This window comes from Rahnella bonaserana (assembly GCF_019049675.1).
Lineage (GTDB): Bacteria > Pseudomonadota > Gammaproteobacteria > Enterobacterales > Enterobacteriaceae > Rahnella > Rahnella bonaserana.
In genome coordinates, this window is sequence record NZ_JAFMOW010000048.1 from 1 (window position 1) to 18,188 (window position 18,188).

Below are 18,188 nucleotides of genomic sequence, written 5' to 3' on the forward strand. Positions count from 1 at the left end.
ATATATAAGTATCCCAGTTGAAAAAATATCCTATGTTTACTTCCCACTCCTGTTACGGAAAGAAAATCGTATGATCAAAAAGGATTTTTATTTTTGGCATGATTTTATAAATACAAGTAAATTTAAATTATGGGGAATGATTGAAGTTTATTTGATTATAATATCCGCAATTATCTTCATTTTCTTAATTGCTCATTATTATTTGTTTTGATGAAAAAAGATGAAGGTATCTTTAAAGAAAAAGGTGTGGAATCACTCCGCACCTTTTTCACTACTGCTGCCTGCTCGGCAGTATAAGACGTTACATAAACTTTTAAACTACTTGCTCGGTAGTCATATAATTATGCATATTTACTTATCTGCAAAACATGACGCAGCACACATTTTAATGTTCGCTCATGATCCCCCGAACAATGCATGATGATTTCAAATAATAATTACGTTAACCGCTTACACTTGAAATTTGTAATTGAATTATAATTAAAACTGTATCCTTTTGAAACGTTGCTGCAATATTGCTGTTAGTGGATCGCTGTAAATAAATTTCCCGCATTTTCTAATTTCTGCATAACTCTGAGAACATCTATCGGCTTTATATCTTTGACCGGTTTAGAACCAAACGCAGGATAAGGCATGATATCTTAAAATCCCTTCCTTGTTTTTCATTGTCTTTTCGGCGTTTTTACGTGACTTCTGTTTTAACCATTCCTCAGCTATGGTTTTAAAGGTGTTCTCTGCTTCTACAGCTTTCACTGCGTCTGTCGGGTTCAATCCTTTGCTCACTTGAATAGATGCCTAATCTTTAGATTTGCGGGCTTCTGCGAGCGTTACAGACGGGTATTTGCCGATTGTAAAAATGCCGTCTTTGCCGTCTGCCTTCCAGTAGCGGTAACGCCAGATTTTTGAGCCGGTCGGACGCACTTCAAGATACAATCCGTTTCCGTCCTGTAGCTTTTAGGCTTTCTCTTTTGCTGTTGCGGTACGGGCTTTAGTGTCTGTGATCGGCATGATTCGGATATCCTTTTGAGTAAGTTGATATCCTGTTTTATATCCGGTTTGATGTGCGCTGCCTAACAATTGCACGCCAGCGCAAGCAACACTAAATAACCTTATAAACAATGAGTTATAAACATTATGCAATGGTGCGCAATGGCCCGAAAGTGTGATATCCCCCCCAGCGAAGGGAGAGGCTGGGAGGGGGTTTTAAGGGCTAAAACCGGGTAAGAGTGAACTTCAGGTTTTAGTTTTTGACCTTAATACCCCACTCCAATCCTCCCCTTCGCAGGGTAGGGAGTTGTCCGTCTTTCTGCTTTAGCGCGCAGTTTAAGACGAGGGAGATCCAAGAGGGGCCCGTCATGGCCCTTTTGGGCGGTTTCGGCGCAGCGCGATAAGTGATCACTGGTATTGAGAAACCGAAATTTTATCGATCCCGCTTTCGCTGTAAGCGAAAAACTACCCAAATGCCCGGTCTGGCATTACTTAAAGTCCGCATATGGTACTAACGGCTGCGGCGGCATATCCAGATCCCCTTGCCAGCCGCTCATCGAGTATCTCGCGTACAGCAGGAAATGGCTTGGCGTGTAATCTTTCGCTTGCTGTATATCGATACCCCCACCGACCGTCCAGTGGGCGCTGACACGGCGCTCCACCAGTGCCTGCACGGTATACCCGAAGCCAGAACCGCTGCTGCCGGTTTCGATAGCGCTCTTATCCGGTAACGAATCCGGGATCAGGTTTTGTATTGGATAACGCTTTTGATCACTGGTCGAAGAACGCGACCAGGATACCGACCCGCCCAACTGCCAGGACCAGTTCTCAGTGCGCTGGCGATAATTGACCGGCACGGAAACCGAGAAATATTGCTGCGGGCTGTAATAACCGCCCTGTCCCAGCGTATAACCGCTGAGATCTTTCTGGTAATGCCAGACCATCGAACTCAGACCGACGGTCGCCCGGCGGTTATCCTCATTGATGACCTTGTAGTAATAACCGCCCATCAGACGCTCACGGGTGTTGTCTTCAACATTTTTACCCGTCAGCTGATGCGCGCTCAGGTCAGCCCAGACACCGTTTGCCAGACCCTGGTCGTAACTTAAACCAAGACTGCCGCCGGTAGCGATAACGCCCCCCCAGGTGGTGCCTGTGCCCGGATCTTTTGCGCCGGCAAAGGACAGTAACGAGCTGGAGACCGGACGCCGCGAGACGGTTGTCGTCCAGCCAGTCTGGCCCCAGTCGCCGCTGTACGCCAGTCCGCCGACCCAGTTGACCACCGGAAAACCGAGCGGCGTGGTACCCAGATCCCCTTTCCATTTGTCATTTTCCCAGCCCGCGCCCAGGCTGAGGCCATTAGCTGTCTGGCTGCGGTAACTGCGGCAGTTCTGATCACTACATGTGCCGAAGCTCGCCTCATAGTTACCGTTTTCATTGTCGAACGTTCCGGCATCCATTCGCACCCAGTCGGCGCGCAGGAATCCGCGTCCCTGATAAAGCGACATATCGGCCTGGAACATCGTGGTATTCGCGGTGAGATCTGATTTACCCGGCGTTCCGCTTGAGGTCCAGGAATCAGTATCCACAGTAAAATTCACGTCCTGCTGGCGGTATAAATCATGCGCATCGGAACGGATGCCGCGTTTGAGCCAGTCATCGCCAGAATTGTTGCGCATCAGGCGCGTATAACTGTCGTTGTCCTGCGGCACTTTATTGGTGATGCCGCTGGCGACCATCGCCTGTTCGTAATCCTGTCGTGCCAGCTGCGGCTGACCGATCTGTTGTTCGACATTGGCAGCATTGCGATAAATCAGCGCCTTGTCCTGCCCGGCGGGTTGTGACGCGGCGGCAGCTTTCAGTGGTTGTAACAACGAAGCCGCTCTGCTGGTTTCACCGACATCCAGCCGCGCCATCGCCACACGACGCTGCTGATTGAGGCTCAGTCCCTGAAGACTGGCCTGCTGCAATTCCTGTTTCGCCTGCGCGGTATTTCCCGCAGCCAGCGAGGGATCAATTGCGGTGAGCGTTTTGTCCAGCCGGATACGCTGCGCCATTTCGCGCATGTTGTTGTCCCATCTGGCCTCCGGCAAAGTGTGCAGATGTCGCAGTGCGGCATCATTGCGGTCTGAACCGGAGAGATACAGTGAATAAGCGTAAACCTGCTGCGCATCGGAAGGATGCTTCACTGCAAACTGTGCGAAAACAGCGTCGGCTTTGGCCGGGTCGCCCCCTTCACGCAGGGCACCGGCGTAGTGATACGTCGTCCAGACATCATCCGGATTAAGTTTCAGCACTTCGGCGTAGCGGTTCGCTGCCTGATTCCAGTTACGTTCAGCGACATATTTCTCTGCCTGAGCGGTAAGCTGGTCGGTTTGCAAGCCGCGTTGTTTATCACTGAGTTTTGCCCGCGATGCCGCCGGTAATGAATTGATGTAATCGAGGGCTTTTTGCGGCGACTGTCGCTGATAAATGTTAGCCAGTCCGCGCTGGGCGCTGCTGTTATCACGCTCAAGCGTCAGCGCACGGCGATAAGCCTGTTCTGCCTGCGGATCGTTTTTACGCGCTACCGCCACATCGCCCAGCCCGACAGGCGCCCACGGGTCGCGCGGATCGAGGCGCTGCGCCTGCTGATAAGCCGCTTCGGCCTGATCGAACTGACCGGCCTTCAGTGCCTTGTCGCCCTGTTCGATTTTCAGCCAGTAGCTGTTGGTCTGGATCAGGCTGTTCCATTTTCCGGCGTTATAGCCGTCAGTTTCTGCGGCTTTAGCCCGCTGGAACATCGTCAGTGCCTGCTGGCGGTTACCGGCGCGGGAATAGGCCAGCCCCATCGCGCCAAGCACTTCGGCATCATTGGGCGTGGCCTGTAAAGCCTGTTTAAGCGATGCGATTGCGCCGGTGGAGCCACCTTTGTCGATTTGCGCCAGACCGCGGATACGTGCCTGATAACGCGGATCGGCCAGTAACCCTTCCTGACGCCGGAGTTCCTGCTGCGCCGCAATCACCTGCGGCCCTGTGTCAAACGTGGCGATAAACTGTTGCAGGGCATCGACGCTGGCATTACCCACCGGCTGGTCTTTAATGCGTGCCAGCCATAAATCGGCGGCGGGAGAACGCCCTTCGTTGGTGGCAGCAACCTGTTTGATCAGCCCCACTGCTCTGGCGTCATCACCCTGCTCAAAGGCCATCTGCGCCAGTTGCAGGCGAAGCTGAACATCGCCCGGATACTGATTATTCAGCGCCTGAAGCTGCGCCTGAGCACGGGCTTTTTGCCCCGGAAGGCGGGCGACCAGTTGCCAGTATTCAACGGCCAGATCCAGCGTTGGTGGCTCACCGCCAAAAAGTTCGTCGTACTGCGCTCTGGCTTCATCCAGCCGCCCTGCCGTCGCCAGCAGACGCGTCTGTTGCAGCTTTTGCTGCATTTCCGGCGAGGCGATTTTCAGGCTGAGTTCTGCCTGCCGGTAATCGTCAGAGCCGGGCGCCACCTGTTTGATTTTTTCCAGTTGCTGCTGCGCTTTGCCCTGATCGCCTTCACGCAAAAGCAAACGCAAACGGGCCGACAGTACCTTAGGGTTCTGCGGATCCATCAGTTCCAGGCGGAAAAGCGACTGACGCACTAAATCATCCTGATGGCTGGCCTCCCCGACCCGCACCTGCTCCAGCAGCCACTGTTCGGGAGAAACCACCGGCACTGAAATTGCAGGCGCAGCCAGCAGAGCCAGCCCTAACGTCAGGGCCAGCCGGTTAAGAGGAAAATGCACTTTGGGACAGGTGTTCACGTGCTTATTCCTGATCATCATCAGACAGACGACGACGCGCCAGAGAACGCAGGCCGGTCCACAACAGAATCGCAGCCAGCAGCACCACGATCACCGCCATCACCGCCAGCAGAACCGGATGGGTAGCCAGCGCATTCCACACGCGCTCCCACCAAGGCAGATGGCCGACGTAATAAGTGTCGCCCACTCTCAGACTGGTGACGCCTGAATCACGCACCACGCTGACCGATCCAAAGACCTGCGCGCGCTGTTTGGTGTCCTGCATTGATGTGTTGAGCATTTCAAAGCCTTTCGGGCTGTTGGCCATCAGCGCCACGACGCTGCGCTGGTCAAAATACGGTGACTGCATACCGACTACCGCGGCGATCGGGCCCTGAGAAGTGATTTGCGAACGGGTATCGACCTGAGCATCGCTCGCCGGCGACGTATTGTCCGGCAGCGGAGTCTGGCGGATTGGCGTATTCACCACGTCCCGCGCGGCAGTGATCAGCAGATTGGCTTTTTTATCATCGCGCATACTGTCGTCACGCAGACCTTCCGGCAGACTGCCGATCACCAGTAAATCCGCATCGGTCGATTTGGCTTTCGCGGTATCTTCGGTCAGTCCGACGCCCAGCGCCGGATAACCGGTCAGCGCGCCGATATTGCCCATCGCATTAAGCAGCGTAGTCAGCTGAACCGGCTGCGGTTGCGGCTGAACCAGCACCAGCGTCTGGGACAAATCGGCCATGCGGCTGAACGGGAAACCGGCATTAGCGAACGCACGCAAATCCGGCATCGCCATAAAGTGACGATAACCGGAGAAGTCGATGGTCGAACTGTCGTCAATCACCACATGATTAGGCACCGTGGTGTAGGTTTCGCAGCGACCTTCTGTGCCGCTGGCCAGCAACGAGGTGTAGTCGAAATCAAAGCGCATCTGGTTTACGGCACCCAATTTCAGCGCCGGAATGTTCAGATCTTTGCTGCCATCCAGTAACCCCTGTAACAGGGAAAGACGCAGCAGTTGTGAATCCTGATCGTGACCGGTTTTCAGGGTCAGGTCCTGCACAAACTGGTTATTCAGGCTGATGCTCAGGCGCGAAGTATTTTTCAGCTGCGGCGACGTATAGCGATATTTCAGCCGCATATCGATACCGTTACTGTTGATAAGGAACAGATCCGGCGGCAGATTGATATTGAGCGTAATCGGGTTTGGCTGAATACCGTCCGACTGCAACTGTTCGGCGTACTGTTTCAGTTCGCCAAAATTCATCGGGCGATCGGTGCGCACCCAGTTTGGCGCATCGTACGGCTGACGCGGCTGGATCTGGTCAACATTATCCACGCCGATGGTTTCGCCACGGAACAGAATATTCCCCTGCGCGATGCCTCTTACCGCCGTGAGTAAATCCTTATCGTCACGCCCTAAAATCAGCAGCATTTTGACATAGGGATTATCCGGGCGGCTGACCATCTGCACCACCGGCCCTTTCACCGGCGGCAACCCTTTGAGGAAATCCGGGCGCTTGTCGTTGGTGGCGAAGACAATGGCATGACTGTCCGGCAGCTGGTTATACAGCGCCGGGAACGACTGACCGCGCCACTGCGCTTTGGTCCCGAACCAGGAGGCGAGAATCGCCGCCGCCTGCTGCTGGGTGGCGTCCGGCGACGCGGCAAATACCATCGGTAAATCCAGCGGACGACTGTCACGCGCATCAAAGAACGGCACCGGGAAATGCGCCAGATCGTTGCTCAGCGGCAATTTTTGGTATTGCAGACTGAGAGAGCTGCCCTTGCCTATTTCCAGCCACAATGTGGTATTGGCCGGGTTTTCACAGACATTCTGATAATGGCCGATAAACTCCAGGCGGATGCGGTTGAAGTCCGTGACATAGCGCGGATCAATCGCCATCTGTAAGTGGTTTTTCTTGCCAAGCTGGTCTTTGTCGATCACTTCAACGCCCATCAGCTGGTCATTGAGATATACCTTGAGATGCGACTGTACCGGGATCAGCGACGGCGACGGTGTGAATTCCAGGTTCAGCATCGCCTGTGTCACCACTTCATCACTGCGCACACCGAATTCAATCTGACCGTTAGGCTGAATGCCGCGCAGGGTAATCGCACCCGGCGTCGGCGCGACATCCGCAAATGGCAGCGTGATATTGCGCACCGGCGCGCCCGGAATGATCATCGGATCCACCGCCGGTGCGACCACCGGTAACGTCGCCTGCGTCTGAGCCGGTGGCGTCATATTGTCCGCAGAGACGGCAGGAACTGGCTGATTGCCTGAACCGGCTGGTGCTGGCGCACTGAAAGCCGGCACCGCTGAACCCATCGCCAATGACATCAGGGCGGATGCCATCAAAATTGTTAGAGGGAGTCTTTTCATTATTTCGTCATCATCAGGTTGGGTTCATCAGGCTGAACGGACAGTGGCGGATTTCGCGGCGCAAAAGACAGCAGCCAGCCGCCAAATGACCGGGTGCGGGAGGTCAGCGGACGGAAACGTTGCGGCGCAATATCCAGCATCCGCAGGTAGCCGCGGATCCCCAGACCCAGCACTTCGCGCAGGCTTTCCATAGGTTTGTCCTCAGGGAAACTGTCTTCGCGTAATACCCAGCTGTCTGCACGGGCAAAAGTACATTGAATGAAATCAATATGTTGTTGCGTGGTGAGTGGCAGAAGCTGCATTCCCATGCTGGTGCCAAACACACGGCTGATTTGCATCGGGAAAGTGTATTCCTGCTGACCGCGGCGCAGTAATAACGTGACATTGTCACCGGCTTTAAACTGGCTGGCGCTTTCTGTTTCCAGCCCGACGCCGTTGTCCGAGTAATCCTGTACGGTACAGACGTAAATGTGGCCGTCCGGTTTTATCAGCGACGCAGGCATTCTGGCTTCAACACGGTGCGCCTGGCGCACCTGTTTCGATTCAAACGCCACGGCAATCGCCCCGCCGAGAATGATCATGTTGTAAATTACCCACGCCATACTCACCAGCACGGTCAGGATTTCATCCGGGCGACCATAAATAACGCGGTAAATGCCGAAGAATAAACCGGCCAGATTAAGCAGCATCAGGATCTGATAAGGGCGGCTGATTTTCCAGTCAACGTAAGCGTGCTTATTCAGGCCACCTTTGGCGGTGACGTTAAATTTACCGGCATGCGGATTAAACAGCGCCACCGTGGTTGGCCTGGCGATATACCACGCCAGCACGGTTTCGTAGATTTCATTCCAGAAGGAATGGCGGTATTTGCCCTGAACGCGGGAGTTGGTCAGGCTGGCATGGATCATGTGCGGCAGGACATAGAGCGCTATCGCGATCGCCGGTGCATAAATGATGTAGGCGTGTAACAACAAAAACGCCAGCGGCGCGGTCAGGAAGATAAGCCGGGGGATCCCTGCCAGAAAGTGCATCATGGCGTTGGCATAACACAGCCGTTGCGCCAGTTTCAGCCCTTTGCCAAACAGAGGATTATCGAGACGGAAGATCTGCACCATCCCGCGCGCCCAGCGGATACGCTGACTGACGTGGGCGGAAAGACTTTCGGTCGCCAGCCCCGCAGCCTGCGGAATACGGATATACGCCGAGCTGTAGCCGTGGCGGTGCATACGCAGCGAAGTGTGGGCATCTTCGGTCACGGTTTCCACCGCAATACCCCCGATTTCATCAAGCACATCACGACGTAACACAGCGCAGGAACCGCAGAAGAAGCTGGCATCCCACAGGTCGTTGCCATCCTGTACCAGTCCGTAAAACAGTTCATTTTCGTTCGGCGTGCGGCGCATACGTCCGAGGTTGCGTTCAAACGGATCCGGCGAGAAAAAGTGATGCGGCGTCTGCATCATGCTGAGTTTCTTATCTTTAAAGAACCAGCCGACGGTCAGTTGCAGGAAAGAACGGGTCGGCACGTGGTCGCAATCAAAAATCGCCACCAGCTCACTTTTAGCCTGTTTCAGCGCGTTATTGATGTTACCGGCTTTAGCGTGCTCATGCGTTTCACGCGCAATATATTTGATACCAATTTCGTGGGCAAAATCCGCGAACTCCTGACGGTTGCCGTCATCAAGCAGGTAAATGGTGAGTTTTTCACGGGGCCAGTCCAGCCCGAGCGCCGCATACAACGTCGGTTTCACCACGCTGAGATCTTCGTTGTAGGTTGGGATCATCAGATCAACCGTCGGCCAGGTCGAGACATCCTCAGGCATCGGCACAGGTTTACGATTAAGCGGCCAGATGGTCTGGATATAACCGAGCACCAGCACGGTCCAGGAATAGGTTTCCGCCCCCAGCAGCAGTAAACCGCAGATCAGGCTCAGCGGATCATCCCAGTTCAGGGTCGAGGTGTAGCGCCACCATAAATAGCGGCAGGAAATGGTCAGCGATAAGACAATCATCATCAGCGCCGGGAAACGCCCCGGAATGTGCCGGATAATCATCGCAATGCTCCACAGGAGCACCACAAAAATAAACTGGGCGATATACCCAAATGGCTGGGAAATGCAGAACATGGCCAGTGTAAAGGCCACCAGCCCCGCCATCAGCATCAGAACGCGCCTTACGGCGCGGTTCATTTTTCCGAGACGACGTGTGATATGCGTTTCCATCGGGCTGTGTGTTACCCGTTTTGGCAACGATTCCAGCCAGAGATGGATCCTGTTTCGCAGTCGTTGCGGCCACTGAGTGTAAACGATGCCCCCGCGGGTTTTTCCTGCGGGAATAATGATCAGCAACCACAGGCTTTGAACGAGATAACGCAGGGGATCGGCGATACACACGCGCCAAGGCGAAATTTGCGGATACCAGCGGGTTCTCTGCGCGCCGACACGCTGCCAGGCTGGCGATTCAAAACGCAGAAACAGCCAGCAGATCGCCACACAGAGAATCATCATGCCGGAAGCAATACGCGACGAGTTTGCCTGCCGGTAAAGGCGGTAACGGTGCTGCAATTCCTGCATAACGGGCGGGACAAAAAACACGTTCAACAGGCCGTTCATTTTGCCGGGCTCCGCAACGCTTGCGGCTGACGAAGATTGAGCAGGAACCAGTTCGCCAGCGTATTTATTTCACGGGCAATCTTGCTGTTATCTTTCCATTCCCCGACCGGTTGTTTCGCCGCCAGCGATTCCGCCATGGCTTCATCACGATGTAAAATCACCGGGATCAATGCCGGGAGAGTTTCCTGCCATAACAACAGAATATCTTGCTGCAACTGGCTGGAAGGAACGAACTGATTAAGCAGATAGCGACCATTTGGCGCTAAGGCGTGCTGGTGTAAACGAAGGTGAGACTGGGTATCGGCGTGCAAAAGCACCACAGTGCTGTCGGCCAGTGACTGCGCAGGCAGAGGATCAGCCGCCGGAGAATCAATCAGGATCCAGTCGTAAACGCCGGTATTTTTAAGCTGCGTGAGCGCTTTTTGCCAGTCGAAATCAGCCTCACTGACATCTTCACCTGAAACATGACCGTAAGGCAGAAAGTCGAGACGGGCATGATAACGCATCGCTGATTTTTGCCAGGCTTCTCCGGCTTTGTGCGCGCAGCACCAGCCACGTGCCTGAGCGAAAGGCATACCAAAATGCAAACGCAGCACATTTTCCGGCGAAAAGTCGATCACCAGAACTTTTTCATTCAGTTGCGCGAGCCCCCAGGCCAGTGCGGCGGTCACCGAGGTGGTGCCGGTACCGCCACGAAACCCCTGTAACGCGATGACAGCCATACTATTTCTTCTCCGCGCCGTGTTCGGCGAATTGCGCCAACTCAGCCAGTAATGGCCAGCGGGACATTAGTTGCGGAATTTTTTCTTTACGGGCTATATCGACGTAATGTAATTCTGACAAGGAAAAAAGGTGACTCAGTGCATAAAAATCGTCATCTCTGGACGGTTCGGATTCTTCTGAGTCTGCAATATTGGCCGCCACCGTTCCTCTCCCTGCTTCAATCCAAAGGCTGATACTTCAGCACTAGCAAAATTGCCAGGCGTGAATAGGCATTTTAGTATCAAACATTATTGTGAAGAATTATGATTATTTAATGTAGCAATGATAGAATTTATTATACTCACATTTATCATTGTGTCCCAGCAGACTTTTAATCAAAACTGGCTTTTAATCAAAACCAAACAGAAGCAGATTAACTATATGGCACTCTCCTTTTCATTGGGCATGAAGCAATTCTGGAATGGTTTAGGCCAGATGCAGGCTCAGGGGCTTTACTGGGTTAACACCGACAGCCAGGAAGCGGCGTATCGTCTGAGTGGTCAGGCACTTGAGGCTCAGCGGGGAGAAGTTTCTGTCAGCCTGTTTTTTCCACAGCACAATTTAATTTGTTCTGTTGATGAAAACAGACTAACGGATGACAATATCCTTATCACCCATTTGCATAAATACCCGAAGCAAACGTTTTATTATCAACTCGCCGATGGCAAAAAAGCGTTTCTGGGGTTGCCCGCCGATATTAATCGTCTGTCTATTCCCCCTGCTTCTTTAATGATTTTATTACTTCCTGCCGTGCGCTGTCAGGACGTAAAAGATAAAAAACTTTCCCGCTGGCTGAGTGAAATTCAGTCAGGCGCTAATAGTAAAGGGGCAACACTGCTTATTATCTGCTACGGCGATGGCATTAATGCGGTGAAATCCCGCTTACATTCATCCCACCGGAATATATACGGCCTTGCTGATTTAAAAACCGATGTGAACCCGAACCAGTGGGGCATCTCCTGGTGGCATGACCCTCTGGGTGCTGAAGCCAATACGCTTTATCCGGTTATCCCGCGCGGTAACGGCTGGGCGATCCAGAAAGACGCCGCTTCTTCAGGCTCAGCTCAAACCGGTGATGATCAATGGATGTTGCTGGCAGAGCGATCAGTGCTTGAAGGAGCGCCTGCACTTTCCGAACGCTGGTTCCTTTTCGACGGCAACGACGCGCTGACCGAAAGAGCCACGCACGCCCGTTCTGCCACGGTTATTTTTGCGCTGGCGGGTAACGATGAAGTGGAAGTGCTCGCACGGCAGATTCACCTTTTGCGCATTCAGCGCGGCAATGGGTTAAAAATTGTTGTGCGTGAGATGAATTCTTCCCTGCGCTATGTCGATCAGCGTCTGTTGCAGGCCTGCGGTGCCAATCTGGTCGTGCCTCACGCTGCACGCCTTTCAAACTTTCTGACCTTACTGGATGATCTGCAAAATCTGACGTTTACCCGTCATGTGCCGCAGGACATCGAGGTGTTGCTGGACAGCCGTTTGCCTACGCATCATAAGGGATATCTGCCGCTGCCAGTGTTTTGCGACGTGATGCGCGATATCTGGGATCACGCCGCGCTGGCAACCGAATCACGCGGGATTTTAATTTCACTGCGCCCTGCCGCCGGGATCAGCCCGCAGCAGGCAATGTCGCTTTGTTCCCTGCGCCGCGACGGCGATATTCTGACCGTGACAGACCGCCATCTGTATTTGTTCCTGTCGAACTGTCAGGTCAGCGATGTCGAAAACGTATTGGCTTTCCTGTTTAATCTGCCGGTGAAAGAAGTCTTCAGCAGTCAGACTTTCTGGAGTCACGAACTGGATATTCAGACACAAGTTCGCCGTCTGGCCGCCAAACCCCCGATGGCAAATCCGGTGTCAGAAGCACAGCCTTATGTGGCGCATAAAGCAGAACCTTTGAAACGTGCGCAGGTTCATCAGCCCGTTCCCATCACGCTGGCCGTGAGCGATACACCAGTTATTAACACGCCGGAGTAAGAGAAATGGACATTCAGGATATTATCGAAATTTTCATTCTGGCGGCGGTGGTTTTTATCCCGCTGGGATATGCCCTGCGCAGCCGTTTGCCGCACTGGAAAAACCGCTTTGCGACGCGATTTCTTTCACCGCGTTATTTAACCCCCATAACCATCAGCAGCATCAATAAGATCCGCAAAGGCTCCGCAACTTTGCCTGAAAATTCTGCGGCTACAGGGAAATCCAAAACTTCATTATGAACGAATCGCACTCCTCTTCTCCGCGTTTGCGGATCTGGCAATCCTGGCGTGGACTTGGCGCATGGAACTACTATTTCTTATTGAAATTTGTTCTGCTTTCACAGGGTTATCTCAATTTTGACGCATTAAGCAACCTGGTCTTTGCCGCGGTATTGTTATTCCCGCTACGCTCCCTTCGCCTGCATCGCTGGCGACAATGGGTTGCCCTGCCGTTCGGCCTTGCACTGCTTTATCACGATACGTGGCTGCCGGGCTGGCGTTCCATTGTAAATCAGGGAGCAGACGTCGCAGGTTTCAGTGTCAGTTATCTGCTTGAACTGGCCGATCGCTTCATTAACTGGCAATGGATTGCGGTCGCTTTTGCCCTGCTGGTCGGTTATCTGTTTATTTCACAGTGGCTGCGCCTGACGACATTCACCGTGACAGCCCTGTTATGGGTTAATCTCAGCGGTGTAATCATGCCGTTGTTTACGCATTCACCGGCACCGGTTGTGGCGCAAAATACCGCTGCGGCTCCGGCACAAGTGGCCCCATCCGGTACCGACAATACGGTTAACGGTCCGCCGACCAATGCCAATCTGAATGCGTATCTCGATCAGTTCTATCAAAACGAACGCCGCAAGGCGACGAAGTTTCCTGATGCCCTGCCTGCAGACGCGCAGCCTTTCGATCTGCTGGTGATCAATATCTGCTCGCTGGCCTGGTCTGATCTGGACGCGGTGAATCTTTCGAATTCGCCGTTGTGGTCGCGCTTTGATTTTGTGTTCAGCAATTTCAACTCGGCTACCGCTTACAGCGGCCCGGCATCAATTCGCCTGCTGCGCGCGAGTTGCGGCCAGCCATCACACCACGATTTGTATCAGCCAGCCGGTCAGCAATGTTATCTGTTTGACGATCTGGCGCGTCTGGGCTTTACCCCGCAGCTGGCGATGGATCACACCGGCGTGTTCGGTAATTACATCGGCAATCTGCGTGATGATGCGGATATGAAAGCCCCGCTGATGTCGCAGGCCGGTCTGGGTTATGAACTGACCTCTTTCGACGGGTCGCCGATTTTCAACGACGGACAATTGTTCTCCCGCTGGCTTGAGAATCAGGAAAAAGCCGGCACCGCGCGTACCGCGACCTTCTTCAACCTGATCCCGCTGCATGACGGCAACCGTTACGTGGGCAGCAATAAAGGGGCTGACTACCATAACCGCGCACAGACGCTGCTTAATCAGCTAAACACCTTTATGGATCAGCTGGATAAATCGGGTCGTAAAGTGATGCTGGTGGTGGTACCTGAACATGGCGCGGCACTGGTGGGCGATAAGATGCAGATTTCCGGCCTGCGTGATATCCCGAGTCCGGGCATCACTCACATCCCGGTCGGTGTGAAGTTCTTTGGTATGCAGGCAGCGCATGCGCCGTCTCCGATGAAAATTGACGGTCAGAGCAGCTATCAGGCGATTTCAGAAATGGTCGCCCGCGCGGTCGACGGTAAAGTCTTTACCACGCCGGCCATGGATTGGAAAAGCTTCGCGTCGAACCTGCCGCAAACCCCGCTGGTGTCTGAAAATGAAAACTCAGTGGTAATGGAATATCAGGGGAAAATCTATATTCGCCTGAATGGCGGGGGATGGGTGCCGTATCCGAGCTGATGCTATTTTGTGGGCTCGTCGCCCACACCAACAAAAACCTGGGTTGCCACCCAAACGGCCTCAAGGTCAAGACCGTGGGCGTCGGCCCACACCGACTTTGGTCAAGGTCAGGTTCAACACCTTGGGTTGCCACCCAAACTGGCCTTAAGGTCAAGACCGTGGGCTCGCCGCCCACACTGGCCCAAAGGGTTTTAAACGAAACCCTTTGGAATCCTGCGTTTTTTTAACTGCGCGCTCTGCTCGCTGGCTATGTTTCAGGTACCACAGTGATAGCCGCAAAATCCCGCCGCTGCGCGGTTCCCTCCCTTCGGGTTGCAACCCGCGTAAAAAGACACGCGGTTTTCCACCTCTCGTCCGGCGGTATTTTGGAACCGGCCTCAGGCCTTTACTTCACAACCTTACTTGTTCTGTTTTGTTTTTAAAAGCCAAGGGCGGTTCAGAAATCTTGCTGAACGGAGCGGCTTCGAGACCTTTGGCTCGAAGACCGAGAGAAGGCACCGCGCAGCGGCAAGATTTCCAGCCTGTCGCAGTGGCACCTGAAACATAGTGTCCAGCGATAGCGCGAAGTGAAAAAAGCGCGGAGTCCAGAGGCCCGCGCGTTACCGGGTCTCTGGTCGGTGTGGGCCGACGCCCACGACCTTGACCTTAACCTTAACCTTAACCTTAAGGCCAGTTTGGGTGGCAACCCAAGGTGATGGTGTTGGTTTTGAATTTAAAAGCCGCCTGTGTCCGGCATTGACACTCTCATTCTGCAAATAACTGGTCATACACATGCTGCAAATGCCGGCTCATTCTTGCTTTGGCCCCTGCGCCATCTTTCGCCAGAATCGCGTCTAAAATCCCCTGATGATCGGCATTCATTTCACGGGCAAAATCCACTTCGGTGTAATGACTTTCTAAGCGCATGAACCGGCGTGAACGGCGTTTATCCCACAGGTATCCCATCATATCGTGCAGCACTTCATTGCCGGTCATTTCACTGATCATCAGATGGAACCGACGGTCAGCTTCGAGGAAAGCATCGTTATTGGCATTAAGCTTATTTAGCTCATCGGCAATTTCTTTCAGCTTCACCCGCTGCTCGTCGGTACCGTTAATCGCCGCCAGTTCTGCCGTCATCGCTTCATAAACCTGACGCGCTTTCACCAGCGACTGCAGGCTGAATTCTTCTTCATTACTGACCGTCTGCTGTGCGGCTGGCGTTGCCTGTGGCAGCGGGTCACTGACGTAGACGCCATTGCCGGTACGGATTTCCACCCAACCGGTAATCTCCAGCGCAATCAGCGCCTCGCGGATGGAAGAACGGCTGACGCCCAGCTGTTTGGAAAGGTCACGCTCGGACGGGATCATCGCCCCCGGCGCAAATTGCCCGGTGTTGATGCAGTTAATCAGTACATTTGAAATCTGGCGATACAGCCGTTCAACTTTCAGGGTGGGTAATTCCATTATTGTCTCCGTGTTCTTGCTGAATCGCAGATCTGTTATCCCGATCACATTAATCATCGGTTTGATACTGAATCATATACCGGTCTGATGGCCTGACCAGCAGACCACCTGACCAGACCGCGCATTAAGATTGAACTTATCACCGGCCATGCGTCAACTACATTCAGAGAGTCAGTAAACAATTTTAAGGAAAACACATGGAACAGACATGGCGTTGGTACGGCCCGAACGATCCGGTTTCGCTTGATGATGTGCGTCAGGCTGGCGCAACTGGCGTGGTCACCGCCCTGCACCATATTCCTAACGGTGAAGTCTGGCCGGTAGAAGAAATTCTAAAACGTAAGGCGATCATCGAAGCTAAAGGTCTGGTGTGGTCGGTTGTCGAAAGCATTCCGGTGCATGAGGAAATCAAAACCCGCAGCGGAGATGTTGAAAAGCACATTGCTAACTATCAGCAATCTATTCGTAATCTGGCGGAATGCGGCATTTATACGGTTTGTTATAACTTCATGCCGGTTCTGGACTGGACACGCACCGATCTGGGTTATTTGCTGCCGGACGGTTCACGCGCCCTGCGCTTCGACCATATCGCTTTCGCAGCATTTGAATTGCATTTGCTCAAACGTGAAGGCGCGACATCTTATTACAGCGCGGATGAGCAAAAACAGGCAGCCGACTATTTTGCAGCGATGACGCAGGCCGAGAAAGATCAGCTTGTGTCTAACATCATCGCCGGGCTGCCGGGTGCAGAAGAAGGCTATACGCTGGATCAGTTCCGGGCGCGTCTGGCGACTTACGACGGGATTGATAAGGCCAGGCTGCGTGAAAACATGGCGCACTTCTTGCGCAGTATTGTGCCAGTGGCAGAGCAGTGCGGATTAAGTCTGGCGGTTCACCCGGATGATCCGCCGCGCCCTATCCTCGGTCTGCCGCGCATTATCTCCACCATTGAAGATATGCAGTGGCTGAAAGAAACCGTCGACAGTATCCATAACGGTTTCTGCTTCTGCACCGGTTCTTACGGCGTGCGTGAAGATAACGACCTGGTGAAAATGATGACCGATTACGCCGACCGCGTTCACTTCATCCACCTGCGCGCCACGCTGCGCGAAGAAGTTCCGGGCAGTTTCCATGAAGCCGACCATCTCGACGGTGATGTGGATATGGTTGCGGTCATCAAAGCAATTCTCACCGAAGAGCAAACCCGCCGCCGCGCAGGTAATTTGCGCGCTATCCCGATGCGTCCGGATCACGGCCATCAGATGCTGGATGATTTGCATAAGAAAACCAATCCGGGGTATTCGGCGATTGGACGCCTACGCGGATTAGCGGAACTGCGGGGTGTGGAGCGGGCTTTGAAACAGAGCTTCTTTAGCGAGTAATGTTTTCTCCTCCCCCTGCGAAGGGGGAGGAGAAAAGCAAAAAATCAAAAATGATACGCCACGGCGTTTTCCTGCTCCGGCCACGGATGTGATTTATAGGGTTTGGCCGGATAGTTGATCTCCACACTCCGGCGACGAAAATCACTTGGACTCACCCCTACCCGTTTGCGGAATACCCGCGAGAAATATAACTGATCGTCGTATCCCACCACGCGGCCAATCGTCGCAATGGATTCCTGGGTGGTTTGTAACAGCAGCTTGGCGCGGATCACCCGCTGATCTTCACGCCAGCGCAGAATATTGATCCCCACCTGCTCGCGGAACAGATGGGCCAGCCGTGATGGTGACAGGCAAACGTGGCGAGCCACTTCATCAATGCGCAATTCTCCGGCCAGATTTCCGGTAATGAACTGGCAGGCTTCGATAACGCGTGGATCCATAATTTTTTGCGGACTCTGCGGATCTTCTTCCATTGCGCGCAGCAGCAGGCGCTCCAGCAGATTCATCCCCAGCTCCTCACAGAAACGACGACCTGATTTTTGGGTTTGCTCGATGTTGGCAAACAGACGGTCGAATTCCAGTAATAAGGTGTTATTCGGTAATGAAAGACGCCCGACGTCGCGGGTTTTGGTGTGCCACTCCAGCCAGTCTGCCCAGTAGGCGCGCGGGCGGAAATATACCCAGCGGTGATACCAGGAATCGGCGTTAGCGGAACGGCTGTAGAGATGGCGGGCTTTCGGCGGGAATAACAGCAGATCGCCAGGATTGCAGTAGAACGTATCTTCGCCGTCGAAGACTTTACCCTGCCCTTTGACAGTCAGGTTAAGAATGTAACCTTTCATGCCGCCCGGACGGTCGATGGCGAAATCCAGTGGCCCGTCAGCAAGGATCGGTGTCATACCGGCGACCAGATAGGCGTTGAAACTGTAACCCGGTAACAGCGGATTTTGCTGCTGATCCTGAATCATACGGTGATACATCGAA

The 18,188-nt window shown here is 53.5% G+C and carries 12 protein-coding genes and 2 pseudogenes; 5 read left to right on the forward strand and 9 right to left on the reverse strand.

Annotated features, from left to right (window positions below):
* Window positions 1-211, forward strand: a pseudogene (locus J1778_RS02205) (hypothetical protein); the annotation flags it as partial.
* 398 nt (window positions 212-609) lie between these two features.
* On the opposite strand, the gene J1778_RS24925 reads toward J1778_RS02205, so the two are convergent.
* The 7 genes and pseudogenes from J1778_RS24925 to bcsR form a co-directional block, all read right to left on the reverse strand.
* Complete coding sequence (locus tag J1778_RS24925; protein WP_476655306.1) at window positions 610-783, reverse strand: tyrosine-type recombinase/integrase; 174 nt, start codon at window positions 781-783, stop codon at window positions 610-612.
* 12 nt (window positions 784-795) lie between these two features.
* Window positions 796-942: pseudogene (locus J1778_RS02210) on the reverse strand (Arm DNA-binding domain-containing protein); the annotation flags it as partial.
* 533 nt (window positions 943-1,475) lie between these two features.
* On the reverse strand, window positions 1,476-4,766 hold the full coding sequence (locus J1778_RS02215; RefSeq protein WP_338019632.1) for a cellulose synthase subunit BcsC-related outer membrane protein: 3,291 nt from the start codon (window positions 4,764-4,766) through the stop codon (window positions 1,476-1,478).
* 4 nt (window positions 4,767-4,770) lie between these two features.
* Entirely contained in the window at window positions 4,771-7,140 is a 2,370-nt protein-coding gene (gene bcsB, locus J1778_RS02220; RefSeq protein WP_217171794.1) for a cellulose biosynthesis cyclic di-GMP-binding regulatory protein BcsB, read from the reverse strand.
* Window positions 7,140-9,752: a UDP-forming cellulose synthase catalytic subunit gene (bcsA, locus tag J1778_RS02225; RefSeq protein WP_217171795.1), complete on the reverse strand. Its 2,613-nt coding sequence runs from the start codon at window positions 9,750-9,752 to the stop codon at window positions 7,140-7,142. Before bcsA ends, bcsB begins: the two co-directional genes overlap by 1 nt.
* Window positions 9,749-10,474, reverse strand: coding sequence for a cellulose biosynthesis protein BcsQ (gene bcsQ, locus J1778_RS02230; protein WP_217171796.1), 726 nt, complete (start codon window positions 10,472-10,474; stop codon window positions 9,749-9,751). Before bcsQ ends, bcsA begins: the two co-directional genes overlap by 4 nt.
* 1 nt (window position 10,475) lies before the next feature.
* Window positions 10,476-10,676, reverse strand: coding sequence for a cellulose biosynthesis protein BcsR (gene bcsR / locus J1778_RS02235; RefSeq protein ID WP_217171797.1), 201 nt, complete (start codon window positions 10,674-10,676; stop codon window positions 10,476-10,478).
* Window positions 10,677-10,895: 219 nt separating this feature from the next.
* Between bcsR and bcsE the strand changes: the two genes are divergently transcribed.
* From bcsE to bcsG, 3 genes are read left to right on the forward strand one after another with little or no spacing between them, the layout of a single operon-like run.
* Entirely contained in the window at window positions 10,896-12,494 is a 1,599-nt protein-coding gene (bcsE, locus tag J1778_RS02240) for a cellulose biosynthesis protein BcsE (protein WP_217171798.1), read from the forward strand.
* Window positions 12,495-12,499: 5 nt separating this feature from the next.
* A complete protein-coding gene (gene bcsF / locus J1778_RS02245) occupies window positions 12,500-12,733 on the forward strand; it encodes a cellulose biosynthesis protein BcsF (RefSeq protein WP_217171799.1) in 234 nt (77 codons plus the stop codon).
* Entirely contained in the window at window positions 12,730-14,376 is a 1,647-nt protein-coding gene (gene bcsG / locus J1778_RS02250) for a cellulose biosynthesis protein BcsG (RefSeq protein ID WP_217171800.1), read from the forward strand. Before bcsF ends, bcsG begins: the two co-directional genes overlap by 4 nt.
* Before the next feature lie 744 nt (window positions 14,377-15,120).
* Here bcsG and J1778_RS02255 read toward each other — a convergent pair.
* On the reverse strand, window positions 15,121-15,822 hold the full coding sequence (locus J1778_RS02255; RefSeq protein ID WP_217171801.1) for a FadR/GntR family transcriptional regulator: 702 nt from the start codon (window positions 15,820-15,822) through the stop codon (window positions 15,121-15,123).
* A 197-nt stretch (window positions 15,823-16,019) separates the two neighbouring features.
* On the opposite strand from J1778_RS02255, the gene uxuA reads away from it, so the two are divergent.
* Entirely contained in the window at window positions 16,020-17,204 is a 1,185-nt protein-coding gene (gene uxuA, locus J1778_RS02260; protein ID WP_217171802.1) for a mannonate dehydratase, read from the forward strand.
* Between the two features lie 44 nt (window positions 17,205-17,248).
* On the opposite strand, the gene araC is transcribed toward uxuA, so the two are convergent.
* Window positions 17,249-18,184 carry an arabinose operon transcriptional regulator AraC gene (gene araC / locus J1778_RS02265; RefSeq protein ID WP_095922099.1) on the reverse strand — a complete coding sequence of 312 codons (936 nt, stop codon included), beginning with the start codon at window positions 18,182-18,184 and terminating at the stop codon, window positions 17,249-17,251.
* Window positions 18,185-18,188: the final 4 nt, after the last annotated feature.

What these genes read in the sequence shown, in the direction of transcription:
- bcsB (WP_217171794.1), bottom strand. Translation starts at nt 7,140, where the DNA reads ATGAAAAGACTCCCTCTAACAATTTTGATGGCATCCGCCCTGATGTCA.
- bcsA (WP_217171795.1), bottom strand. Translation starts at nt 9,752, where the DNA reads ATGAACGGCCTGTTGAACGTGTTTTTTGTCCCGCCCGTTATGCAGGAA.
- bcsQ (WP_217171796.1), bottom strand. Translation starts at nt 10,474, where the DNA reads ATGGCTGTCATCGCGTTACAGGGGTTTCGTGGCGGTACCGGCACCACC.
- bcsE (WP_217171798.1), top strand. Translation starts at nt 10,896, where the DNA reads ATGGCACTCTCCTTTTCATTGGGCATGAAGCAATTCTGGAATGGTTTA.
- bcsF (WP_217171799.1), top strand. Translation starts at nt 12,500, where the DNA reads ATGGACATTCAGGATATTATCGAAATTTTCATTCTGGCGGCGGTGGTT.
- bcsG (WP_217171800.1), top strand. Translation starts at nt 12,730, where the DNA reads ATGAACGAATCGCACTCCTCTTCTCCGCGTTTGCGGATCTGGCAATCC.
- J1778_RS02255 (WP_217171801.1), bottom strand. Translation starts at nt 15,822, where the DNA reads ATGGAATTACCCACCCTGAAAGTTGAACGGCTGTATCGCCAGATTTCA.
- uxuA (WP_217171802.1), top strand. Translation starts at nt 16,020, where the DNA reads ATGGAACAGACATGGCGTTGGTACGGCCCGAACGATCCGGTTTCGCTT.
- araC (WP_095922099.1), bottom strand. Translation starts at nt 18,184, where the DNA reads ATGTATCACCGTATGATTCAGGATCAGCAGCAAAATCCGCTGTTACCG.